General features: G+C 55.7%; 18 protein-coding genes and 1 pseudogene. 5 read left to right on the forward strand and 14 right to left on the reverse strand.

Annotated elements, in window-relative coordinates; all coding sequences use genetic code 11:
* The first annotated feature begins 1 nt into the window (after position 1).
* From Q0835_RS04220 to Q0835_RS04235, 4 genes and pseudogenes are all read left to right on the forward strand, one after another.
* Positions 2-640 (forward strand): annotated as a pseudogene (locus Q0835_RS04220) (VOC family protein).
* Between the two features lie 161 nt (positions 641-801).
* Positions 802-1,311 (forward strand): SRPBCC family protein, encoded by a 510-nt coding sequence (locus Q0835_RS04225; protein WP_298958671.1) that lies wholly within the window; start codon positions 802-804, stop codon positions 1,309-1,311.
* Between the two features lie 29 nt (positions 1,312-1,340).
* Positions 1,341-1,694: a YciI family protein gene (locus Q0835_RS04230; protein WP_298958675.1), complete on the forward strand. Its 354-nt coding sequence runs from the start codon at positions 1,341-1,343 to the stop codon at positions 1,692-1,694.
* Entirely contained in the window at positions 1,634-2,890 is a 1,257-nt protein-coding gene (locus Q0835_RS04235) for a DUF6596 domain-containing protein (protein ID WP_298958676.1), read from the forward strand. Before Q0835_RS04230 ends, Q0835_RS04235 begins: the two co-directional genes overlap by 61 nt.
* 103 nt (positions 2,891-2,993) lie before the next feature.
* On the opposite strand, the gene Q0835_RS04240 is transcribed toward Q0835_RS04235, so the two are convergent.
* The 9 genes from Q0835_RS04240 to Q0835_RS04280 form a co-directional block, all read right to left on the reverse strand.
* Entirely contained in the window at positions 2,994-3,992 is a 999-nt protein-coding gene (locus tag Q0835_RS04240; RefSeq protein WP_298958678.1) for a TAXI family TRAP transporter solute-binding subunit, read from the reverse strand.
* Positions 3,989-6,118 carry a TRAP transporter fused permease subunit gene (locus Q0835_RS04245; RefSeq protein WP_298958680.1) on the reverse strand — a complete coding sequence of 710 codons (2,130 nt, stop codon included), beginning with the start codon at positions 6,116-6,118 and terminating at the stop codon, positions 3,989-3,991. The genes Q0835_RS04240 and Q0835_RS04245 overlap by 4 nt, the downstream gene beginning before the upstream one ends.
* A 1-nt stretch (position 6,119) precedes the next feature.
* Positions 6,120-7,793 carry a sulfatase-like hydrolase/transferase gene (locus Q0835_RS04250; RefSeq protein WP_298958683.1) on the reverse strand — a complete coding sequence of 558 codons (1,674 nt, stop codon included), beginning with the start codon at positions 7,791-7,793 and terminating at the stop codon, positions 6,120-6,122.
* Between the two features lie 83 nt (positions 7,794-7,876).
* Positions 7,877-8,770 carry a LysR family transcriptional regulator gene (locus tag Q0835_RS04255; protein ID WP_298958686.1) on the reverse strand — a complete coding sequence of 298 codons (894 nt, stop codon included), beginning with the start codon at positions 8,768-8,770 and terminating at the stop codon, positions 7,877-7,879.
* A gap of 115 nt (positions 8,771-8,885) precedes the next feature.
* Positions 8,886-10,529 carry a chaperonin GroEL gene (gene groL, locus Q0835_RS04260; protein ID WP_298814001.1) on the reverse strand — a complete coding sequence of 548 codons (1,644 nt, stop codon included), beginning with the start codon at positions 10,527-10,529 and terminating at the stop codon, positions 8,886-8,888.
* Positions 10,530-10,584: 55 nt separating this feature from the next.
* On the reverse strand, positions 10,585-10,872 hold the full coding sequence (gene groES, locus Q0835_RS04265) for a co-chaperone GroES (RefSeq protein WP_094074079.1): 288 nt from the start codon (positions 10,870-10,872) through the stop codon (positions 10,585-10,587).
* A gap of 298 nt (positions 10,873-11,170) precedes the next feature.
* A complete protein-coding gene (locus Q0835_RS04270; RefSeq protein ID WP_298958689.1) occupies positions 11,171-11,746 on the reverse strand; it encodes a hypothetical protein in 576 nt (191 codons plus the stop codon).
* Positions 11,747-11,854: 108 nt separating this feature from the next.
* The gene (locus Q0835_RS04275; protein ID WP_298958691.1) at positions 11,855-13,342 is read right to left on the reverse strand and encodes a sigma-54 dependent transcriptional regulator; all 1,488 of its coding nucleotides are present in this window, start codon (positions 13,340-13,342) and stop codon (positions 11,855-11,857) included.
* 188 nt (positions 13,343-13,530) lie between these two features.
* Positions 13,531-14,295, reverse strand: coding sequence for a hypothetical protein (locus Q0835_RS04280; protein ID WP_298958693.1), 765 nt, complete (start codon positions 14,293-14,295; stop codon positions 13,531-13,533).
* A 357-nt stretch (positions 14,296-14,652) separates the two neighbouring features.
* Here Q0835_RS04280 and Q0835_RS04285 point away from each other — a divergent pair, with 357 nt between their 5' ends.
* Positions 14,653-16,185: an EAL domain-containing protein gene (locus Q0835_RS04285; protein ID WP_298958695.1), complete on the forward strand. Its 1,533-nt coding sequence runs from the start codon at positions 14,653-14,655 to the stop codon at positions 16,183-16,185.
* 20 nt (positions 16,186-16,205) lie between these two features.
* Here Q0835_RS04285 and Q0835_RS04290 read toward each other — a convergent pair whose 3' ends face one another.
* The 5 genes from Q0835_RS04290 to ileS form a co-directional block, all read right to left on the reverse strand.
* Positions 16,206-17,531: a pitrilysin family protein gene (locus tag Q0835_RS04290; protein ID WP_298958698.1), complete on the reverse strand. Its 1,326-nt coding sequence runs from the start codon at positions 17,529-17,531 to the stop codon at positions 16,206-16,208.
* A gap of 3 nt (positions 17,532-17,534) precedes the next feature.
* Complete coding sequence (locus Q0835_RS04295) at positions 17,535-19,007, reverse strand: pitrilysin family protein (protein WP_298958700.1); 1,473 nt, start codon at positions 19,005-19,007, stop codon at positions 17,535-17,537.
* A 151-nt stretch (positions 19,008-19,158) separates the two neighbouring features.
* Entirely contained in the window at positions 19,159-19,860 is a 702-nt protein-coding gene (locus Q0835_RS04300) for a hypothetical protein (RefSeq protein WP_298958702.1), read from the reverse strand.
* Positions 19,861-19,939: 79 nt separating this feature from the next.
* Positions 19,940-20,476 (reverse strand): signal peptidase II, encoded by a 537-nt coding sequence (lspA, locus tag Q0835_RS04305; RefSeq protein WP_298958705.1) that lies wholly within the window; start codon positions 20,474-20,476, stop codon positions 19,940-19,942.
* Between the two features lie 23 nt (positions 20,477-20,499).
* A complete protein-coding gene (gene ileS, locus Q0835_RS04310) occupies positions 20,500-23,460 on the reverse strand; it encodes an isoleucine--tRNA ligase (protein WP_298958708.1) in 2,961 nt (986 codons plus the stop codon).
* Between the last annotated feature and the right edge of the window lie 107 nt (positions 23,461-23,567).

Below are 23,567 nucleotides of genomic sequence, written 5' to 3' on the forward strand. Positions count from 1 at the left end.
CATGCTGAAGCTCGACCATCTAACCGTCATCGCTCCGACGCTGGCGGAAGGCGTCGCGCATGTCCGGGACTGTCTTGACCTGGACGTGCCATTCGGCACACGGCATGAGTATATGGGCACTCATAATCATAGGCTGTAGCTCGGAGATCGCGTCTATCTGGAAATCATCGCGGTTGATCCCGATGGACGCCAACCGCACAGGTCCCGATGGTTCGGACTGGATGATAATGAAAACGTCAGGAAGAACTGGGACGAAGGCCGCCGCCTCAGAGGTTGGGTCGCCAGCACCAAAGAAATAGGCGCTGTTCTTTCACAATATGGAAGACTATTTGGAGACGAAGTTGCTCTTCCCTTCATTGAACCCGAATTTGCATTTTCAATTCCCCAAGATGGAGCCTTGCCGCATGAAGGCGCACTGCCATCCTTGATCGATCACCGCGATGATCCGACTTCAATGGCAGAGATACCCGATATGGGAGCCCGGCTTCTATCATTTTCCGTGCGGCACCCCGACCCTGGAAATCTTGAGATGCTCTATGAAATGCTGAACATCGTCTCATCGCCCACGGTACAGATTGGGAAACACGTAAAATACCGTGCAGAGATTGAAACACCTGACGGGATGAAAATACTATTTTGAATCAAAGAGATAGTTGCAAGGGTGTTGATCGGTAATTGGTCACGCGAGGCCCGAGGTATTCGTGTCCGGCAAAAAAAATTGAGGAATGTCCATCGCAAGCCAGGCGGTTCGTCATGTCAGTGAAAGCAAAGGTGCTTTCAAGAAAAGACTGAGAGGACATCATGACGATTTGGACTTTTTTGGCCGGCGGTGTCGGTGCACTGACATTGATTGCTGCTGGAACTCTGCAGCTGCCAAGACAGATACATGTTGAACGCCAGGCCGTGATGGCAACTAGCCCGGCAACAGTCTTGTCCCTGGCGGCTTCCAATACCGGATATCAGAAATTCAATCCGTATCTGACCGCCGATGCCAACCTGAAAATCACCGCCTTCGGACCAGAAAGTGGTGTCGGCTCGGGCTTCCGGTTCAATGGCAAGGACGGAAAGGGCACTCAGACCGTAGCTGCCGTGACCCAAGATGCCGTGCGGTACGACATAGATCTTGGCGCGATGGGCAAACCGGTCCAGGAAATCTCGGCTGTGGGAGCACCCGGCGGAACGCTCGTCACTTGGCGCATGGATATGGACCTTGGCTACAATCCGGTCTTCCGGGTCTTTGGGCTCTTTATGGACGGCATGGTAGGCAAGACCTTTGAACAGGGTCTCGACAACCTGGCATCCGCTGCGTGATCATCAGCTTGAAAATTTGAGGAAACAAAATGCGTTACACATTCTTGCTTTATACGGACCCGGCCGACCTTGCGCATATGACTGCTGAAGACTGGGAAGCTGAAAAGGAAGTTTACGGGGCCTATATCGGCGCATTGCAGGAAGCTGGTGTCTTTGTTGATACCGATTGGCTGCAGCCGGTGCAGACTGCGACGACCCTATCGCTGAAGGCGGGGGCGAAGGAAATTCAGGATGGTCCCTTTGCTGACACCAAGGAAACACTTGGTGGATATTTCGTCGTAGATGTTCTGGATCTGGATGCGGCAATGGTTTGGGCCGAAAAATGTCCGGCTGCCAAAACCGGCAAGGTGGAAATCCGGGCATCCGCGATGGGCGGCAATTGAGCAATGCGGCCCGCGCAGCCGAAATGGCGGCGCGGGCTTCTTATGGCCGTTTGCTCGCCTTTCTGTCAGTGCGCACGAGTGATATTGCGCAGGCAGAAGACGCTTTGGCGGATGCATTTGCCAAAGCGCTTGATCATTGGCCTGAAAACGGAGTTCCCCGCAATCCGGACGCGTGGCTTTTGACGGTCGCGCGCAACCGCTTGACGGACGTGCAAAGGCGCCAGACACGATTTCCAACCGAACACGAGCTGCCCGACATGCCGGAAGAAGAAAGTTCAGGTCGTGAATTTCCGGATCAGCGCCTGGCTCTCATGATGGTCTGTGCGCATCCCGCCATCGCGGCAGACCTGCATCCACCCTTGATGCTTCAAACCGTCCTTGGACTTGATGCCAAGCATATTGCGCGCCTCTATCTGATGTCCCCAGCCGCACTTTCAAAGCGGCTTGTTCGTGCCAAGACAAAAATCCGGGACGCAGGCATTCCGTTCAAAATCCCGGATCGGGAGGTTTTGCCTGAGCGGAGCACTTCTGTTCTTGAAGCGATTTACGGTCTGCATGCTCATGATTGGCTCGATCCGGCAGACACCCTGGGTGAGGAAGCACTCTACCTTTCGGATCTGTTGTGCAAGTTGCTGCCGGACAGCGCAGAAGTTCTTGGCCTTTCCGCGCTGATCGCCTTCAGTCATGCCCGGGTAAATGCGCGCATTGTCGAAGGCATTTTGGTGCCGACGGATGAACAGAACACCAACCTTTGGAATGACGGGTTGATCAACTATGGCAAGCGGCAATTGTCGCGCGCTTATCGTCTGGAAGAGGTTGGCCGGTTTCAGATTGAGGCGGCAATCGAAGCCGTTCACATTGAAAGAAAACAAAGCGGTGAAACGGACTGGGAAGCGCTCAACAAGCTCTATCATGCCTATCTGACCAAAGTGCCAACGGCTGGCGGACTTGTTGCACAAGCTGCGATTACCGGCCGATTGCATGGTGCCGAAGCAGGGCTTGCGGCCATCGAGGCGATTGAGGAAACCGTCGGACCGGCATTCCAGCCTTTCTGGGCCGTCAGAGCCGATTTGTACGCCAGATCGGGGCGAAACAACGAGGCTGTTGCCTGCTATGAAAAGGCGATTTCCCTGGCAACTGACCTGCCCACCATTGAATTCCTGAAGCAGAGGCGGATCGCCGTGCTTCCGAACTGACCCTGCCGAAGAGACCCGGAAAGCCTGTTGCACAACCTGACTAAATTCGCCGGCGTCAAGCTTTGCAAGCTTGACGCCGGCGAAAGTCTTCGGAAAGTACAGATTACAGCGCGCCGATTTCCTTGTAATAGCGCTCTGCGCCTGGGTGCAGCTTGATTGTGCCCTCTGCCTTTGCGGCATATTCGGGCGTCAGCGCTTTTGCCCAAGGCGCATCGGATGCGATACTGTCGACATTCTCCCAGAATGCCTTGGTCATGTTGTAGACCAGCTCTTCGTCTAGATCCGTGCGAACGGCAATGCTGACACCGGTGTCGTTGGATTTGACGGGACCTTCGTTGACCTGATTTGCGTAAAGGCCTGCTGGAACCTCAGTGCGATGGCGGAACTTGCCGAGAAACTTGTCAACCGCTTCACCGCTATCGTCTTCCGGTCCGATGAATCGCACTTTTTCAGTCTCAGTGAATTGTATGAATTGCTGACAGGGGTCAATGCAGCCATTGACATACATGTCGATCTTGCCATCTAGAAAGGCCTGAAAGCCTGTTTTCCAGTTTGCCTTGATTGCATCATAGTCTTCACCCGCAACGAGGCCTGTTGTGGACTGGATCCAGCCTTTGGCGGCGTTGTAGGCTCCACCTCCTTGCGGGCCCAGAAACACGGTTGTCCCCTCAATGTCATCGAGATATTCGATCCCGCTGTCGGGGCGTACGGCAAAGTGATAAGCCCCCCAGGGAAAGGCCATGAGCTGGCTGATGTTACCGGCCAGCTCCTCGTGGTTTTCCACGTCCTTGTACATCGCCCTCTTGTTGCTGAGCAGCGAGTGGATCGTTGGAGAGCCCATCGACATATCGAGGTTGCCTTTGGCTACTTCCAGCATATGGACGGTCGCAGCACCGCCAGCAGCAACCTCAATCGTGACGTCATCCAAATTCTCGGTCACGATGTTGGCAAAGGTAGCCATCGTGATCGCTTGGCCGAGGCTCGGTGCGATCGTGGCCATTTTTAACGTGACGTCCTCCGCCCAGCTGGATGAAGCAATAAGGGTTGTGGCAAGAACAGTCGCAAGACTTAGTCGGCGCATGAGGTTTCCTCCCTTGGTCATGCAATTTCCTTTGGTGCGTTTGGTGTTGAATGCCGTGACAGATGAAAATGCCGGGCGAGCAGTGCGATGCCGGCGACAGTTGCCAAAACGGCCACCAACAGGCTCGGAACGAGCGTAAGCAGACCGAGTGCGGTCCTCACCAATCTTTCGAGCGGGCTGAGGCGCGCGCGGTCAAATCCCGTCAATGCGGATGCGAGCATCCACATGGCGAGCATGAAGGCGACAATGATCCAAGCGAATTCGGACCATCCGACCGTTGCAACATCAAGCATGGCGTGGCTGGTCGGAAGGTCTTCTCCGAACCAGACAAAGAGGACTTGCAGCTTGTAAAGAACAGCAGGGTGATAGACGAAGACAAACGGGATCAGAAATCCGGCGATCCCGATGCGCGCCGCCTCAAACCCCGTCCGCACGGGATCTGCGCCCGCAATGGGGGCCGCGGCAAATGCAGCCAGCGCAACCGGTGGTGTCACTGTCGACATGACGGCAAAGAAAACCACGAACAGATGCAGTGTGAGCGGTGGAATGCCGATTGCTTCAATGCCGGAGCTGAGCGCAATCACTATGATGAAGTAAGTCGCACCCGGCGGCAGGCCCATTCCAAGAACGATGGAGCCGAGCGCAACGACCAGCAAGACAACCGGTAGCGGCCCGCTTGCCATTTGGGTCAGCAACAGAGCAAGTCTGCCTGAAAAGCCTGACACCTGGATCAGCCCAACGATGAGGCCGATGGCGGTTACGATGACAACGATGGCGGCAGACATGCGTCCCGCGCTGACGAATGCAGACCAGAGGCTTCTTACGGACCGGAACGCGGGAAAGAGAACCAGTGCCGTCCCAAGGGCTGCAGCCAGACCGTAGAAACCTGCTTTGGGTACGGACGGCTGGACGAAAAGGAAGTAAGTCAGAACACCAAGCGGAATGATAAACACCAGACACTGGAATAGTTCCATGCGATTTAGCGAAGGCCGGTCTTCGGCTCTGAGTGTTCCGATCCCCTGTTTTCGGGCCTCGAAGTAGATGGTCAAGAAGGTGCCGAGGTAATAGAAGATCGCCGGCAGGATCGCCGCGACCACTATGTAGCGATATTCGAGACCGATTTGGCCGGCGACGAAAAACGCGACAACGCCCATGACCGGTGGCATCACCTGCCCACCTGTGGACGCGGCTGCTTCCACGGCGCCGGCAAAGGCAGGCCGGAAACCCGATTTCTTGATAACGGGGATTGTCATCACGCCAGTGGAGACGACATTTGAAATTGCAGCGCCGGAAAGCGTTCCGAACAGCGCGGAACTGGCCACCGCAGCATGTGCGGCACCACCAACAAAACGGCCGGTCAGGCGATTGGCTATCTTCAAAAGCAAATCGCCGGCGCCCGAGGCCATCATCACGGCGCCGAACACGATGTAAATGAGAACGTTTCCTGAGACGACCTGAAGTGGCTGGCCGAACATGCCGCCTGTCTGAGCCCAGAAGTTCTGCACCATTGAGCGCAGATTTTGACCAAAGGTTGCATCAGATCCGGCAAGGATCCCGGTCCAGCCGGGCAAATCGCCCCGCACAAAGAAATACACGATCCAGAAGGCGCAAAACGCCACGATGAACCCGCCGAACATGCGCCATGTCAGATAGAGTGTGATCATCGTCGCGAGCGGGAACATCACGTAGTCGATTGGTTGCGCGGAAGGAAGCGCGCCGCCATCAGTCGCAAAGATCTTGACGATCCAAGCAGAAAAGGCGGCAACGGCCAACAGTGTCAGCGCCCAGTTCAGCCACTGCAAAGTGCGGTTGCCGTGAAGCGTGAGAAGTGAAATCGCAAAGGCAAACAGGATCGGGAGGCCCAGTATCAGGCCGGTGGGCAAGAGGAAGGTGCGTTCAAAACTTCGATAACCGCCGCCAAGCCAATGCTCGCGATAAAGCAATCGCTTGTCGCGTCTGGAGAGTTCATCGAACCCGGGCGTAGTCACTTCTATGATCCACCGGACAAACTCGGAGATCGGACCCGAAGCCGCGTAGATCAAAATCACCATCGCAAAACAGAATGCGAGTGTTTCCGACAGGCCAGTCGCGATACGGCCGGAAGGAAGGGCCTTGGCGTCTATGCTGTCGGCCTGGACTGCACTCATCTCACTCTCCCGCTTCCTTGCGCTCATTGAGATGATTTTGAAGGACAGGACCGCGGTAGGCCTGCGTCAACTCGGCCGGAACTTCGGTGCCATCCTTTAGAAATGGAAGAATTCCCTTTCGCCGCGAGCGGCCACGCATGGCCTTGATGTCGTCTTCGGATTTGGTAACTCGCTGAGCCAGCCTCCGGCCCCACTGGGCAAGGTAGCCATAGAGACGATCGATTTCCGCGGCGTGTTCATTGTCTTTCGCGAGATCGACAAATTCCTCAGGGTCGGACGCAAGATCAAACAGCATCGGGCGAAAACCGCCTTCTGCGTGCATGAGTTTGTAGCGGCCATCGAACACCATAAAGAGGCGCGCGTCTCTGGGCTCGAGCTCTAGCTTCACACATTGAGGCGTTGGTGAATAATCGAATTCGCTAATGACGAAGTCACGTGTCTGGGTCGCTTTCCCGTGCAGGAATGGTTCCAGGCTGCGACCTTCAAGAATGTGGTCCGGCACTTTACCGCCCGCCGCTTGGACAAAAGTCGGCAACAGGTCTATGGCTTCCACCAGGGCATCGCATGTCGTCCCGCGGGTTGCTTGAGCTTCTTCGCGAGGGTCATGGATGATCAGCGGCACTTTGACCGACTGCTCATGAAAGAGATCTTTCTCGCCCAGCCAGTGATCGCCAAGATAATCGCCATGGTCGGACGTGAGCACGATCATGGTGTCTTTCAGCTGTCCGCTCTCTTCCAGATAGTCGAGCAGCCGGCCCAGCTGATCATCGCACTGTTTTATCAGCCCCATATAGGCAGGGATGACTTTTTCACGAACGGCGTCCTGCTGAAACGCTTCCGATATCTTGCTTTCCATATATGCCGCATAAACCGGATGAGCGTTCTCGCGCTCAAGCGCGTGGCGCCGAGCCTGAGGCACGTGATTTTTGCCGAACATTTCGTGGTAGGGAGCCGGTACAATATACGGCCAGTGAGGCTTGATGTAGCTGACATGCGCGCACCAGGTTCCCTTGGCCTGTTCCATGAACTCGATTGCCTGAGAAGTCAGCCAGGGCGTTTCGCTGTCTTCTTCGCGAATATTGGCGGCCTTGTCGGCATTGTCGAACATCCAGCCGCTGGCGATCTGATCGTCACTGATCCCGGCATTGGCGAAATCTGCCCATGGGTTGGCGCTGTCGTAACCTTTTGACTTCAGATACTCGTTGTAGGGCGAACGTTTTTCGTCATAAAAGCCATCCGGCCCTTGGCCCCACAGGCCGTCGTCACGGACCCAGACATCGAAGCCGCATTCTTCCTGGCGTGCGCCAATGACGCTGTCCGGGCTGAGGCCGAGACGGGACATGCCTTCCTTGTCGGCTTTCATATGGGTCTTGCCGATAAGCCAGCACTCCATCCCAAGACTGCGCAGGTGGTCACCCATCGTCATTTCGCCAATGCGCAGAGGAAACCCGTTCCATTGCGCGCCGTGTGACGATGCATAGCGGCCGGTATAGGTGCTCATCCGGCTGGCACCGCAAATCGGTGATTGCACATAGGCGTTGGTGAACCGGACACCCATTGCCGCAACACGATCGAAATTCGGAGTATGAAGATGGGGATGACCGGCGCAGCTCATGTAGTCAAAGCGCAACTGGTCATACATGACAAAGAGAATGTTCAGCGCTGTCCCTCCCAAGATCGCCTGATAGGAGAGAATAGGGCTAAGTACTCATAGCTTTCAAATCACCATTTTTCTCTTTCGGTAATTTTAGTTATGAGCTAGCTCCACCCTTTGCAATGCTCATGAACGAGGTCCGAGAAAGCGAAGGCGGCCGGGGTGAGTATTCTGTCTTTTGCGCTGGTGATGGCTATGGAGACTGTTGGCAACGTCTCCTCAATCGGCACAAGCCCTAAGTCCCATTTCGCACGGAGTTCTGGTATCGGCAGGCTTGGAAACGAGCATAGCAGATCGGTTCCTTCGAGCATGGAAAGGATGCTTAGAACGGAATCGGATCGGGCAAAGGGTTCAGGCGGGCGCACGCCCTTTCTTTCAAAGATCTCATAGTAGACCGGGCGGCGTTCTTTCGGTCCGATCATGATCCAGCGACCGTCTCTGAGATCAAGCGGATCTGTCACGCTCAGATACCGCGAATGACTGCCGGTAAGGATCGAAACTGGCGTTGAGAACAATTGCGTTGCCTGAAGCCCTGGAAGGTCGCTGGGAGATGGCGAGGGACCCAGGACAAAGTCGGCCTCCCCGCGCCGCAGGGGAGAAAAGGCCGCAGGGGCATGACCGCCAGTGATGCCGATTTTCACGTTTGGAAACCGGTGTTGAAAGCGGCGCAGGACTTCCGGGACAACCTTTAGCGCAACAAGCGGCGATACGATAATATCGATCGTTCCGACATAGTCCCCCTGGATCTGGGCAACCTCTTCACGAAGTTTCTTGATATCGCCGAAGATCTTCCGGCAACGATCGACGATGAGCTGTCCTTCACGGGTTGGCACGACCCCATAGGACGCTCGAAAGAAAATGGGTGTTCCCAGTTCCGTCTCTGCGGCTTTCAATGCCTTGGTAATCGCTGGCTGGGTCTTGTTCATGCGGGCAGCAGCTGCCCCGAGGCTGCCAAGCTCGGCGATCGTGACGATCAACTCCACATGCTGGGGTTTCAACAAGCTCTCCACGGCTCAATCACTTTGGCACCGAGACTAGAAGATCGCGGTGGTCAAAGCAAAAGGGCGAGCCAATGGCTCGCCCTTAAGTCTTGGATCGTCTGGAACGACTGGCTTAGAAGCCCATGCCGCCCATGCCGCCCATGTCACCGCCCGGCATTGCCGGTGCTGCATCTTTCTTCGGCAGCTCAGCAACCATGGCTTCGGTTGTGATGAGCAGGCCAGCAACGGAAGCTGCGTCCTGCAGAGCAGTACGAACAACCTTGGTCGGGTCGATGATGCCGGCTTCGATCATGTTGACGAACTCTTCGGTCTGAGCGTTGAAGCCGAATGTGTCGTCATCGTTTTCCTGGATCTTGCCAACAACGATGGAGCCTTCGACACCAGCGTTTTCGACGATCTGACGGATCGGAGATTCCAGAGCGCGCAGAACGATCTTGATACCGGCTTCGATGTCGGAGTTGTCGGAAGACAGAGCAGCGACAGCTTTCTTGGCACGCAGCAGTGCTGCGCCGCCACCCGGAACGATGCCTTCTTCAACGGCAGCGCGGGTTGCGTTCAGAGCATCGTCGACGCGGTCTTTTTTCTCTTTCACTTCGATCTCGGTTGCACCACCGACGCGGATGACTGCAACACCGCCGGCAAGCTTGGCAAGGCGTTCCTGAAGCTTCTCACGGTCGTAATCGGACGTGGTTTCTTCGATCTGTGCCTTGATCTGACCAACGCGGCCATCGATGTCTTCCTTGGAACCTGCACCGTCAACGATGGTGGTGGTTTCCTTGGTGATGGACACTTTCTCTGCAGTGCCAAGCATGTCGAGGGTCACGTTTTCCAGCTTGATGCCGAGATCTTCAGAGATCACGGTGCCACCTGTCAGGATCGCGATGTCTTCCAGCATGGCCTTGCGGCGGTCGCCGAAGCCCGGAGCCTTTACAGCAGCAATTTTGAGGCCGCCGCGCAGCTTGTTGACAACGAGTGTTGCCAGAGCTTCGCCTTCAACATCTTCAGCAATGATGATGAGCGGACGGGAAGACTGAACAACAGATTCCAGGATCGGCAGCATTGCCTGCAGGTTGGAGAGTTTCTTCTCGTGCAGCAGGATATACGGCTTTTCGAGGTCAGCCAGCATTTTGTCAGCATTGGTGACGAAGTACGGAGACAGGTATCCGCGGTCGAACTGCATGCCTTCAACGACTTCCAGCTCGGTTTCCAGAGACTTGGCTTCTTCGACGGTAATGACACCCTCGTTGCCAACTTTCTGCATTGCTTCTGCAATGTCTTGACCGACCTGCTCGTCGCCGTTTGCGGAGATGGTGCCAACCTGGGCAACTTCTTCAGACGTGGTGATGGTCTTGGAAGCAGCTTCCAGCGACTTGACAGCTTCAGCAGCAGCAAGATCAACACCGCGCTTAAGATCCATCGGGTTCATGCCGGCAGCAACAGCCTTGGCGCCTTCCTTGACGATGGACTGTGCCAGAACCGTCGCAGTCGTGGTGCCGTCACCAGCGATGTCGTTGGTTTTGGAAGCGACTTCACGCACCATCTGTGCGCCCATGTTTTCGAACTTGTCTTCCAGTTCGATTTCCTTGGCAACGGAAACACCATCCTTGGTGATACGCGGTGCGCCGAAGGCTTTGTCGAGAACAACGTTACGGCCTTTCGGGCCAAGGGTCACCTTTACGGCGTTTGCCAGGGTGTCCACGCCTTTGAGCATGCGCTCACGGGCGTCGGAGGAGAATTTTACTTCTTTAGCAGACATGTGGTCGTCTCACTTAAATTGGAATGATGATGAGATCAAAAAGCGGTTCGCTGATTTAAGCGATCACGCCCATGATGTCGGATTCCTTCATGATCAGGAGGTCTTCACCGTCGATTTTGACTTCGGTGCCGGACCACTTGCCGAAAAGAACACGGTCGCCAGCTTTGACGTCAAGAGCAACGATCTCGCCATTGTCTTTGCGAGCGCCTGTGCCGACGGCGATGATCTCGCCTTCCTGCGGCTTTTCTTTTGCGGTATCCGGAATGATGATGCCGCCAGCGGTTTTCTCTTCAGAGTCTACGCGGCGAACAACGACACGGTCGTGAAGTGGACGAAATGCCATAAGACTAGTTTCCTCTCATGAGCGCGCCCCACGCAATTGGCAGCGCGCGAGACATGATTTCTAGGTTGATTTCGCATGAAGGGCCTTCCCCTCATGAGGCTATTAGCACTCCTCGAAGGCGAGTGCTAACGCGCCCACGATTTATGTACCGAAGGCCGTCTTGTCAATGCTTTGTGATGATAAATCGTGCGCTCTTGAGTGGCAGACCGCCCTTGCGGTTGAAGGCATGCCCAGGCAATGGCATCTCAAGCCTCAAAAAGCGGGCCGCAGAGAGACTTTGGCCCGCAGTTTTCAGCGGTCAATTGGCCTCGACGACCGTGAAAGGCAGGTTAAAGGCAGCCTTCTTCCCACCGAATTCGTCGCTGAAGCTCGTTTCGAGTTGATAATCGCCCGCCGGCAACCCACTGAACTGGAAACTCAACGCAGCAGAGAGCTCACGTTTCTTGGATCTGCTGTTCCCGGAAAAAGAGGCGAAATTGCTTTGTTCGGCAAGGACCTGTCCGGACAGGTTCAGGAGACGGTAACTTGCGGTGAGCTCGTAGGCGTACCCGTCGGCGCTTTCTTGAAATCCATAGCCAACGGGCTCTGCATAAACGTTGATCGTGTCCCCATCTGCAAACTTGGCTGCGTCAAGCGGCGTATATTTGCCGTAGCCGGTGCTTGCATCTTCGGAGAAGCTCACGGTGGTGAATGCAAGCTCCGAAGCGTTCCAGGCTGAGTCCAATGTGTTGAGAGCCTGGAGAAAAGACTGCGAAGGTTTGGCGACTTGCTCCGATTGAGCCTGCGCAGCCAATGTGCCGGTCAGCGTCCCGGTCGCAATCAGGATTGCTGCTGCGATCCGCCCGGTTGCACGTCTACCTGCCAGTATTTTCATAAGTTCCCACACGCCCTTTAGTCTTGTCTGTTATCAGGGTTGTGGCCGATATAAACTGACTTTACCCGATAGACAAGAAAATGTGTGCAATGCGGTAAATGTAGACGGTTAAAGACTACGCGCCGTCCAGGATTGACGTTTGCGGTAGATAGTTGAAGGGCTGATCTCAAGGGCTGCTGCGGCCATTGCGATGTTACCGTCAAAGGCGTCCAGAGCATCTTCGATGATCCGCCGCTCCTGAGCCCAAAGCGGCTCGATTGCGCCGAAAGGCCGACTTTGCACCGGCACCCGTGCTCTTTCTCTGGACAGATCAATAATGGCGTTCGGACGGCTGCTTTGGTCTCGGATCACAATCGGCAGCATATCGAAAGTAACCGCTGCTCCGTCGTTCATGACGACGATCTGCCGAATGGTGTTTTCCAGCTGACGCACATTGCCTGGCCAGGGATAGGTAACGATGCGTGCTTCCGCATCCGCGTCGAACCCTTTGAAAGAACGCCGTTCTTCACCCGAATATCGGTCAAGAAAGGCAGCCGCCAATGGCAGGATGTCGTCTCGTCTCTCGCGCAAGGGAGGCAAGTGGATCGGCAACACGTGAAGTCTGTAGTAAAGGTCTTCGCGGAACCGGCCAGCTGATATCTCTGCAACCGGATCGCGATTGGTCGCGCAGATTATCCGCGCATCGACTTTTCGGGTTTGGGTATCGCCCAGTCTTTGGAATGTGCCTGTTTGCAGAAACCGGAGCAGCTTGCTTTGCAAGAGCAGATCCATCTCGCCGATTTCATCAAGAAACAGGGTGCCGCCATCTGCTTGTTCCGCTGCACCGGCCCGATTGTCGGTAGCGCCGGTGAAGGCTCCACGCATGTAGCCGAAGATTTCGCTTTCGATGAGATCGCGTGGGATGGCTGCGCAATTCAGGGTCACGAACCGGTTCGACTGGCGCTCTGAAAGATCGTGGACCGCGTTGGCGCAAAGTTCCTTGCCGGTACCGGACTCGCCTGTAATGAACACTGGCGCTTGGGATGGAGCCATGCGGCTTATCTGTTCGTGCACATCCCGCATTTTGGCCGAAGCACCAATCAACCGCGAAAGGCCGGTAACTTCAAGATCTTGTACATTAACCCGTTGAACCGGAACAGGTCTTTCAACTACTGCGGGGGCTGGCATCGGCTCGATCGGAGCCGGTGCGGTCCTCGTGACCGGGCGGCGCTGTTCCAGTTGGAAGGAAACTTTCGATGCCAATGCGTCGAGCGAAAAGGGTTTCGTCAGAAAGTCATGAGCACCCGCGCGCATTGCGCTGACAGCGCGCGACACCGACCCCTTTGCCGAGACAGCCATGATCACCGACTTCGGACAGCGAACAGCATAAGCCTCAAGAGCTTCGTCACCGCCAATAGTCTCAAGGTCAATAATAAGGATGTCGGTTGATTTGTCTGCGAGATCCTGAAGGCAGGAGGCAGAATCCGTATAAAGGATAGGATCGGAGCAGGCATGAGCCAGTTTGGCACAGACAGCTGCCGTTCGGGCAGCTTCCGAAGCTGATGCGTCCAGGACACGTACAATTACAGGCAACTCAGTGCCCTCGTTACTCCCCATTACTGGGCAACTCCCATCGCTCGATCCGGCACTTTCGAATATCGAAAGATTCGTCAACCTGATAATTCTCCGAACAGGGTAAACAAAGCGTTGTCAGATGACGCATTTTGCAGTTTCACGGCGAAATGGGTCATTTAATGCGCTAACGCGCGGACTGAATGGCAACGATTGCGAAGGAAAACGCTACGTCAAAGGGTTGCGGCCAGGACACCAACCAAAAAACAGGCAATGCCGATCACCATCACCATGTGAAAGGGAACATGGCTATGAAGGAGTCGCCGGTAGGAGTCTTCCAATTCACTCAATACCCCTGATTGGCCCGCAGACGGGCCCGTATTTGCGCCTGAGGCAGGCTCGACCAGGTCCTGACGTCTTATCTCTGTTTCAAGGGAGTTCGAAGCATCGGTTCCCAGATTGTCGAACTGGATAGTAAGCGTGCGAACACCCCCTGATCCCGCCTTGTTTTTGTCAGCCGGTTCGGAAAACTGCGGCGTATAACTGCCCTTTGGGATGGTAATCCGGACCGGGTCGGTTGAGCCGGAACCTTCATAGTATTTTTCGAGGCGTCGCCGCAGTCTGGCAGCCTCAACGCGCACAATCGGATCGGTAACCGGATTGAAGTCTTCGGGCCGGCCGAGTGCCTCGACAGCAATAGTATAGCCTTTGATTTTTTCCCGCTGGTCATTGAGCGTGGCGCGGACCACAAAGCCAAGAAAGGACCTCAACTGTGGTGCGGATTGAAATTCCGGGCTTTTGAGTGCTTTGACGAGTGCTTTTTCAATTTGATCGTCAGAATGACAACCCGGTCCGCTTGCTTCGTTGCGCAAAGCCGATTGTTGGCTGCGCTGTGGTGGGCGATCTGCTTCTTTGGCCGCAATAGCGCCGGGGCCTCTGTCTGGAGCTCGAACGGCATGCGGCAAAGGACGCCTGGATGTTTGCCCGGAAGCACGCATGCCAGCCCTCTCTTCAAATGCACTATATCAAACGCCGCGACACCAAATTTTACCCAAGTTAACTCTAACGGAAGCCTGGAGAAATGGAAAGACCAAAGGCGCTTTGCAGGCTGGGCGGCAAACCCTTGCCCGGTTAAATGGTTTTCATCGGTTTGGAGCGCCTGGCGACAAATTGCCCGCCAGTTTTCAAATCACGCAGCGCATAGTCGGGGACAAGTTACGGATTCTACGTCAGAAAGCGGGTTGCGGATTCGGTGTCGGCTGTTTCTTAAGGCATGATTAACAAGTAACTCTTGATTCGGATCGGAACATTCGTACGCCATGGGTCGGACAGGGACCATATTTGTTGCAGTATGCATGGCCGTGATCGCATTGTCCTCTGCGACCGTGCTGATCTTCCAGTTTGGCAGGCCTTTCGGGGAGGCTGTGTCTCTTTCCCTTGCGCTGATGTGCACAATGATCCTGATCCACCTGCTGATCGGGCGCGCCCGCGATCGCGGTGCTGTCAGCGAAGCTGTCGATCGCCTTGAAGAGCGCATGTCCGATATCGATGAGGATGTGGGCAATCTGGAAGGCCGTCTGACGGGCATGGAGCAGACGGTTCCGCGCCGGACGCGAGCGGAGATCGATCCGCTTTTCGCTGAGGTTGAAGTTCTTGGAACTCTGGTGAAGCAGATGGCCGAAGCGATGGCTGATCTGGAGACCAGAGTAGAGGATCAGCAATCCTTGGCACCGCCGCCATCCATGCAGCAGCTGCCGCGCTATCCGCAATCACAGCCGCCACAGCGTAGCCCTGGCGGAGAGGTGCCGCCGCCTTATCAAATGTCACCGAGCCAGCCTCGATTGCAGCAGCCTGGTGCGCATGCGCCCAGACCTGAGCCAACAGCGCCATATGCAACAGCTCCTGCGCATGCCTATGCACCGATGCATGGCGATGCGTCTGAGCATGACCGGAACTATGGTGTTCAAGCGCCGAATTCCGGTGATGTGCCCTCACACCTTGGGCAACCGCAAATGGGTCCCGATGGAGGTTATCCGGCCGAAGCTGGTCTTCCAGGTGAACCAAGCGGCCTGCCGCAGGAACAACCAGCCTACCAGCCAAATATGGTAATGCGTGAGTTGATCGCCTCGGCTTTGAACGCAAACCGCGTGGAGTTGCATCTGCAGCCAATCGTGTCGCTGCCGCAGCGCCAGGTAAAGTTCTATGAAGCATTTACCCGACTTCGCGATGTGGACGGCAACACTATCGAGGCGGCAGTGTTCCTGCCGGAGGCCGTTCAGTCCGGCCAGATCGCGCGCATAGACAATCTTCTGCTCTTCCGCTCCGTGCAGGTCATTCGACGCCTGATCTCACGCAACAGGAACGCTATCCTCTTCTGCAACATCTCCTCGCTGTCGCTTGTCGACGAAACGTTCTTTCCAGGGTTCCTTGAGTTTGTGAAGGCCAATCAGGACCTTGCAGATGTCCTGGTGTTTGAATTCGCGCAGCCGGACGTTGCCGTCATGGGCCCAAGTGAACTGGAAGGCCTGAGTGCGCTCTTCGAAGCAGGTTTCCGTTTTTCCATCGACCGGATCTCCGACATGAAGATGGATTTCAATTCACTGGCAGGGCGCGGGTTCAAATACGGTAAGCTGAATGCGGACTATTTGATCGGGCGGCGTGAAGCAATCCACGGTCACATACACCCATCCGATTTCGGAGACTTGCTGCATCGCTACGGTATGCAGTTGATTACCGACCACGTTGAAACGGAGAGCCAGGTTCTCGAGTTGCTCGATTTCGACGTCAAACTGGCCCAGGGCAATCTGTTCTCGCCGCCTCGTCCCGTACGCGCTGAGGTTCTGCAAGGAGCACCCGCTCCAGGTCCGAGAAAATCGGCAGCGGGCTGACCCCACTGCCGTTTATATTTTCAGCCCTGTTTAGGACCCACGGTGACAACGGTCGGTGCTTTTTCTGCAAGCAACCGTTTTGCAACTCTGCGAACGTCTTCAAGCGTGACTGCATCGATTTCGCTGTTCCGGCGATCGAAGTAATCAATGCCCAATTCAGCGTTCTGCAAAGCGACTAACTGCCGTGCAATCTTGCCGGAACTGTCGAAGCGCAACGCATAGGAACCGGTAATGAACTGTTTTGCGCGACGAAGTTCATCATCCGTCGGACCCTCGTCGGCCATGCGGCGGAATTGGTCGAGCATGACACTCACCGTTTCACCGGCCCGTTCTGCCTTGGTCGCAGCGGAACCGATCAGCAGGCCGGAATGACGGTAGGGCGAGAGGGAAGTGTTGGCACCATAGGAAAGGCCACGCTTCTCGCGCACTTCCTGATACATCCAGGAGGTGAATGTGCCACCGCCCAAAATGTGGTTCATGACATAGGCGGCCTGATAGTCCGGATCATCCCGTTTCAGACCGGGCAGGGCGACCAGAATGGTCGTCTGAGGCACGGCCAGTTCTTCGGAGATCTCGTCGCCTGCTGTCGGTGTCAGTTCGGCAACGGTTTTCAAATCTCCGCTCTCCGGTAATCCGGCAAACACCTTGTCCAGCAACGGCTCCAGCGTTTCCGCACTAATCGCGCCGACTACACCGATTGTCAGGCCTTGTTTTGCAAGAAGTTTCCGGTGCTGGCCGGACAGATCGTTCGCGTTCAGCGCACCGATGGTTGCCGTAGTGCCGAGCGTTGGCCGCGCATAGGTATGGTCACCAAACATGGCTGCTACGAGAGATCTGCCTGCAATCGCGTCTGGATCGGTTTCGCTGCGCCTTGCCCGTGTTTGCAGCCGGGTCTTCATCCGTTCGATCGGCGCTTCGTCAAAACGGGGCGCATTGACGGCCAGTGCAAGGAGATCGCCTGCTTCTGGAAGTTTCGAGGTCAGAGTTCTGAGGCTCCCGTAAAACCGGTCCTTGCCGGTGCTGAAGCCGATGCTGATGGCCAGCTCCTCAAGTTTTGCCTGAAAGTCTTCCGATGAGAGGTCGCCAGCGCCTTCATCCAGGGTCGCAGCCAAGAGCCGGGTCAGGCCTTCCTTGCCGTCCGGATCTTGCGACGATCCACCGTCAAAGGAAAAGTTGACGGCAACGATCGGGACCGTGTGATCCTCGACCAGCCAGGCTTCAATGCCTTGCGGGCTGGTCACCCGTTGAATTTCGACAGCTTCTGCAAACCGGACAAGGGCAAAAAGTGTCACGAATGCAAAGGCGATGGTGGGCAACACGCCCTTTGAGATTGTGTTCTGCATCATGGTTCAGGACTTGTCCTTGAGTAGTTCGTCGTCGCTGAGGGCTGCTGCGGGTTCTGTTGGCGTCTCGATGCGCAGTTCTCCAACAACCGGTGTGCTCTTGAGGTAGGTGCGTGCAACTTCCAGCACATCATCAATGGTGACGGCCCTGACTTGTGACGGCCATGTCTGAACATCTTTGATGGTCAGGCCGGTGGTCAGCGCGCTGCCGAAGAGGCGAGCCAGCCCGGATTGGCTGTCCTGGGCATAGATAGCGCTCGCAATCATGCTGTTTTTGGCACGATCAATTTCTTCTTCGGTAACTCCGGCGGCCAGAAGCTTTTGCAGTTCCAAAGCAATCAGCTGCTCCATTTCCTCCAGCGTGTGGCCGGGGCGGGGGGACGCGAAGAAGCCGAAGCGTCCGTCATCGAGAGCACTGCTTTGATAATACGCACCTGCGCTTATCGCGACTTCCTGATCCAGAACCAGCGATTTGTACAATCGGCTGGAAGGCCCCTGACCGAGAACATAGGCTAGAATGTCCAAAGCTTCCGGTATACGGCCTTCGCCTGTCGACTGGCTTGGGACGACCCAGGTCTGCGAAATCGATTCCTGACGCACACGTGGATCCGAAACCGCAATCCGGCGTTCTCCTGACAGCGGCGGCTCCTTGGGACGCACACGTTCTCCAGGTTCCGCGCGCCTGGCAATCTTGCCATAAGTCTCGTCAGCAAGCTTGCGCACATCTTCAACGGTAATGTCACCGGCGATCACGACAACTGCGTTGTTTGGCGTATAGAACCGGTCGTAGAAAGCGATTGCCGCCTCTTTGTTAAGGGCTTCAATTTCACTCTGCCAACCGATGACCGGTGAACCGTACGGGTGGTTGACGAAGGTTATTGCATTCAGGGCTTCGCGAAGGCGCGATCCAGGTTCGCTGTCGACGCGCTGTCGTCGTTCTTCCAGCACCACTTTGCGTTCAGGGGTCACCACCTCGTCCGACAGCACCAGATTTTCCATTCTGTCCGCTTCAAGAGCCATCATCAGTGGGAGATGCTCCTTGGCAACCCTCTGGAAATAGGCCGTATAATCTGTGCTGGTAAAGGCGTTTTCCTGTCCGCCGCGTTCCGCGATCATTTTTGAAAAAGCGCCGTCAGGGTTGTTTTTCGTACCCTTGAACATGAGATGCTCAAGGAAATGGGCAACACCGGACTGTCCTTCCGGCTCATCCGCCGACCCGACCTTGTACCAGACCATGTGTGTGACAACCGGTGCGCGCCGATCCGGTATGACGACGACCTGGAGACCGTTCTCCAGAGTGAAGCTTTCCAGATTGGGCGCAATCACCATGCTTTCAGCTGCGCTTGGATTTGCGCGCGCGCCGGTAACCGGCAAAACGGCAGCCGTACTGAGGAGCACTGCTGGCAAAAGCAGCAATTTGAGTGATCGTTTAAGGCGAAAAGTAAAAAAATCCGGACGCTGAATCTCGATGGGGTTCACGTGCAACTCCGTGTTTTTTAGGGCCTTCAGACGCAAAAAGACCTTCGGACGTCTCCATCCATATAGGAAGGAGGTCCCGAAGGTCCCGTTACTTTTTCGTCATCAAGGCCTTACGGCTGCATGAACTGTGGGTACTTAACCGTAACGTGTTCTAGTTACAGTAACTTGAGTCCCCTTCCAGGCACCGAGGATCTATCGGTGCGGAATCGTATTTGTCGAAGTTGGTCGGCTTCCGCTTGTTCTTCTGCACGACGTCCGGCATCGGGGCGTCAGGAGACGGCGTTGAGTAGTCTGTCGGCGGCTCGGTCAGGTAACGACGGGTCGCAAGCCCGTTCTTGTCGAGGCCAGCCTGCTGCGCCTTAAGCTTCTGCAGGCGTTCCCATTCGTCGCGTTGTTCCTGACGGGTAAGCTTCTCGCCTTCCGTTATCTCGTTTTCGCGCCGTTCAGCAGCAAGATCACGATTCTGGCCTGTGACGCCGGTCACGGTAAAGCCGCGCATCTGTTCCGGGGTCAGCGGCTCACGTTGCATGCGGCTTGACCCTGCGTAAAGGTCCTTCAACTCTGTGAGCTGTTCGTTGTCTTGCTGCTTGGGCCAGTTTGCATCGTTCACGCCGGCCACGTTGGTTTCCGGTTCAGGCAGATTGGCGGGCTCGGATGGCATCGCCAATGGGGCTCTCGGCTTGTAGTCGATCGGTTTTTCATTCGGATCAACGGCTCCAAGCCCTTTCATGACCGAATTGACCAGAGCCACATCCGGAGCCTGGGTGGTACCGTCAGCTGCCTGACATGCCGCCAGTCCGGCAAGCAGCACCAGAACAGAAGACTTCTTCGCCAAACCAAAAATCGTCCGCACCACAGCAGACTCCCCGAATTTCTCGTCTCATTGAATCGGCAGCGTCCCGCCGAGATTGCGTCCGTCCTGCCTTAAACCGCTATTTTGCGGCTGAATTAGGACCATTTCGAAAACTGTCATACAGCAGACCGACAACACCCGCAACGATCCACACGTCTGCCATGTTGAAGACGTACCAGGAAAAGGTGCCGACATGGAAATGCACGAAGTCGACAACCGCACCGTAACTGAGCCTGTCGATACCGTTTCCAACGGCGCCACCGATGACCAGAGCCAGAGCAAGGGCCACCAGTTTGGTGTCACATCTTGTTGACCAGATCCACAATCCGATTGAAACGACGACCGTCAGCCCTGCGAGAAGCCAGCGGCCGAAATCGCTGTTTTGCTGAAAAAGGCCATAAGAGATGCCTCTGTTCCACACAAGAACGATGTCCAGATACGGCAGTACTTGCACCGGACCATTCGCCGCAAGGTCGAAACCATGCACCAGCCATATCTTGGTGCCTTGATCGACAAGAACACAGATGAGCACAACAATCAGGACAAAGGCACTGAAGCGGCCCCAGAAGAGGGGCCGCTTGCTGGTGTTCAGTGACGTGTTGTCCAGTTCGCTCATTTCAAGTCCGGTGCGTTGACGTCTCAGGCAGCTGCGTGGGCGGCATCCCACTCACGCAAGGCGGCTGCATCACGTAATGTGACGTCCGGATAATCAGCATCGGATCCAACTTCCGGGAGGATTTTCCACGACCTTGCGCATTTCGTGCCTTCCGCAAGCGCCGGAACAACCGCCACACCTTTTGTATCGTCCAGCGAGAACGCGCCTGCAGGCGCGGCCGTGTCGGTCAATGTCAGCTGACTGGTGATGGCAATATCGGCCATGTCCTTGCCAGCAAGCGCCGCCATCAGATCCGCGTCTGTAACATGAACCACCGGATGCGCTTCCAGAGACGAGCCGATGCGTTTTTCACGGCGCTCGATTTCCAGTGCGCCCGTCACGACACGGCGGACCGTTTTGATCTTTGCCCACTTTGCCGCCAGCGCGTCGTCTTTCCACTCAGAAGCCACTTCGGGGAACTGTTCCAGGTGGACGCTAGCGTCCTCACCATAGCGGGACACCCACGTCTCATCCATGGTGAAAGGCAACATGGGGGCTAGCCAGGTTACGAGACAGTTGAACAGTTTGTCGATCACGAAGAGCGATGCCTTGCGGCGGGTGGAAGAAGCCGGATCGCAATAGAGCGCATCCTTGCGAATATCGAAATAGAATGCGGAAAGTTCCACTGTCATGAAAGTGAACAACTGGTGGAAGATCTTCTTGTAGTCGTATTCCCAATAAGCCTCGCGAACCATTTCATCCAGTTCGACAAGCCTGTGCAGCATCAGCCTTTCAAGTTCGGGCATGTCCGCAAGCGAAACGTCTTCACCTTTCGCGTGGGCCAATGAGCCCAGCATCCAGCGCAACGTGTTGCGGAGTTTGCGATAGCTGTCGACATTGGTCTTGATGATTTCATTGCCGAGGCGCTGATCTTCCCAATAGTCGGTGGAAGCGACCCACAGGCGCAGGATATCCGCACCGTACTGCTTGATGATGTCTTGCGGGAACACCTGGTTGCCAAGAGATTTGGACATTTTGCGCCCATCCTCGGCCATGGTGAAGCCATGTGTCAGAACCGCGTCATAGGGCGCATGCCCCCGCGTTCCGCAGCTTTCCAGAAGAGAGGAATGGAACCACCCGCGATGCTGGTCGGACCCTTCAAGGTAAAGCACGTAGTCTTTGCCGCCATCGACTTTGCGTTTCGGTGCAAGATCTGACCGGTCTTCCAGAACGAAAGCGTGTGTCGATCCGGAATCAAACCACACATCCAGAATGTCGGTGACCATGTCCCAATCGTCAGCTTTGAAGTCGTTGCCAAGGAAGCGTTCCTTGGCCCCTTCTTCAAACCATGCGTCGGCGCCCTCAGATTTGAAAGCCTCGAAGATGCGCTTGTTAACAGCCTCGTCCTTGAGGATCTCGGCAGTCTCCTTGTGAATGAAGACCGTGATGGGCACACCCCAGGCACGCTGGCGTGACAGGACCCAGTCCGGGCGGTTCTCGATCATCGACCGCAGACGGTTTTGACCTGCACCTGGAACAAAGCGGGTTTCATCGATCGCGGTGAGCGCACGCGAACGCAAAGTGTCGCTTTCGCCATTCAACGCCTTGTCCATATAGACAAACCATTGCGGCGTGTTGCGGAAGATCACCGGTTTTTTGGAGCGCCAGGAATGCGGGTAGGAATGGTTGAGCCGTCCCAGACCGATCAGATTTCCGGCCTCTTTGAGTTTTTCGATCACCGCCTTGTTGGCTTTGCCCTTTTCACCCTTGTGGGTGATCACTTCGCAGCCATCGAAACCCGGGGCATCTTTGGTATAAAAACCGTCATCGGCGACTGTGAAGGGGATCGCGGTGCTGATGCCGCGTGCTTCCAGTTCGGCACGCTTTTCCATCCAGATTTCAAAGTCGTCGGCACCGTGACCCGGCGCGGTATGAACGAAACCCGTACCGGCATCGTCAGTCACGTGATCGCCATCAAGCAGTGGCACGTCGAAATCGTAGCCGCCAAGGCCCAACTCCGCCAGGGGATGGGCGCATGTCAGCGTCGCCAGTTCGTCGGCGGTTACATCACGCAAGCGTTCAAAATCGGTGATCCGCGCGTTCTTGAAAACGTCACCGGCAAGAGCATCCGCCAGGATCAACAGATCGCCTTCCTGGACCCAGTTGTCATCCGGCAATCCGTCCTGAGTGACCTTGTAAAGGCTATAGGCGATGCGTGATGAATAGCAGATAGCCCGGTTTCCGGGGATCGTCCAGGGAGTGGTGGTCCAGATCACAACAGACGCATCGAGCAGCTGTTCGACAGCCGTCTGATCGTTTCCACCGGCAGTCTCTATCGGAAATTTCACCCAGATCATGTCGGACTTGTGATCGTGGTATTCGATTTCGGCTTCCGCCAGGGCTGTTTTTTCGACAACCGACCACATGACAGGTTTGGAACCGCGATATAGCTGACCGGATGTCGCGAACTTCATCAGCTCTTGCGCGATCACCGCTTCACTTTCAAAACGCATGGTCAGATAAGGATTGTCCCAGTCGCCTTCGATACCGAGGCGCTTAAATTCCTTTTTCTGAACATCAATCCAGTGCTCTGCGAATTCACGGCATTCCTTGCGAAATTCGTTGATCGGCACTTCGTCCTTGTTCTTGCCCTTGGCGCGGTATTGCTCTTCGATTTTCCATTCTATGGGCAGGCCGTGGCAGTCCCAACCGGGCACATAATTGCTTTCATAGCCCAGCATCTGCATCGAGCGTGTAACGATGTCCTTGAGCGTCTTGTTCAGCGCGTGGCCGATATGGATGTGACCGTTGGCGTAGGGGGGGCCATCATGCAGGATGAACTTGTCCCGGGTCTTTCCCTGCTCGCGCAGTTTCTTGTAGACGTCGAGCTTCTCCCAACGGGCCAGGATTTCCGGCTCTTTCTTGGGAAGCCCTGCACGCATCGGAAATTCGGTCTTTGGAAGGTTGAGCGTTTCTGAATAGTCGCGTTTATCTGTCTCGGTCATCGTAAGGTCGATCCGGTCGTTCGGGCACCAGCCCGCAGTCATGTGTCAGGAAGATTGCAGGTCCAATAAGGGGCTGCAACTTGAAACAGGAAGATCCCGGTCCCTGG

This window comes from uncultured Roseibium sp. (genome assembly GCF_947499295.1).
Taxonomy (GTDB): Bacteria; Pseudomonadota; Alphaproteobacteria; order Rhizobiales; family Stappiaceae; genus Roseibium.

What these genes read in the sequence shown, in the direction of transcription:
- Q0835_RS04225 (WP_298958671.1), top strand. Translation starts at nt 802, where the DNA reads ATGACGATTTGGACTTTTTTGGCCGGCGGTGTCGGTGCACTGACATTG.
- Q0835_RS04230 (WP_298958675.1), top strand. Translation starts at nt 1,341, where the DNA reads ATGCGTTACACATTCTTGCTTTATACGGACCCGGCCGACCTTGCGCAT.
- Q0835_RS04235 (WP_298958676.1), top strand. Translation starts at nt 1,634, where the DNA reads ATGTCCGGCTGCCAAAACCGGCAAGGTGGAAATCCGGGCATCCGCGAT.
- Q0835_RS04240 (WP_298958678.1), bottom strand. Translation starts at nt 3,992, where the DNA reads ATGACCAAGGGAGGAAACCTCATGCGCCGACTAAGTCTTGCGACTGTT.
- Q0835_RS04245 (WP_298958680.1), bottom strand. Translation starts at nt 6,118, where the DNA reads ATGAGTGCAGTCCAGGCCGACAGCATAGACGCCAAGGCCCTTCCTTCC.
- groL (WP_298814001.1), bottom strand. Translation starts at nt 10,529, where the DNA reads ATGTCTGCTAAAGAAGTAAAATTCTCCTCCGACGCCCGTGAGCGCATG.
- groES (WP_094074079.1), bottom strand. Translation starts at nt 10,872, where the DNA reads ATGGCATTTCGTCCACTTCACGACCGTGTCGTTGTTCGCCGCGTAGAC.
- Q0835_RS04270 (WP_298958689.1), bottom strand. Translation starts at nt 11,746, where the DNA reads ATGAAAATACTGGCAGGTAGACGTGCAACCGGGCGGATCGCAGCAGCA.
- Q0835_RS04275 (WP_298958691.1), bottom strand. Translation starts at nt 13,342, where the DNA reads ATGGGGAGTAACGAGGGCACTGAGTTGCCTGTAATTGTACGTGTCCTG.
- Q0835_RS04280 (WP_298958693.1), bottom strand. Translation starts at nt 14,295, where the DNA reads ATGCGTGCTTCCGGGCAAACATCCAGGCGTCCTTTGCCGCATGCCGTT.
- Q0835_RS04285 (WP_298958695.1), top strand. Translation starts at nt 14,653, where the DNA reads ATGGCCGTGATCGCATTGTCCTCTGCGACCGTGCTGATCTTCCAGTTT.
- Q0835_RS04290 (WP_298958698.1), bottom strand. Translation starts at nt 17,531, where the DNA reads ATGATGCAGAACACAATCTCAAAGGGCGTGTTGCCCACCATCGCCTTT.
- lspA (WP_298958705.1), bottom strand. Translation starts at nt 20,476, where the DNA reads ATGAGCGAACTGGACAACACGTCACTGAACACCAGCAAGCGGCCCCTC.
- ileS (WP_298958708.1), bottom strand. Translation starts at nt 23,460, where the DNA reads ATGACCGAGACAGATAAACGCGACTATTCAGAAACGCTCAACCTTCCA.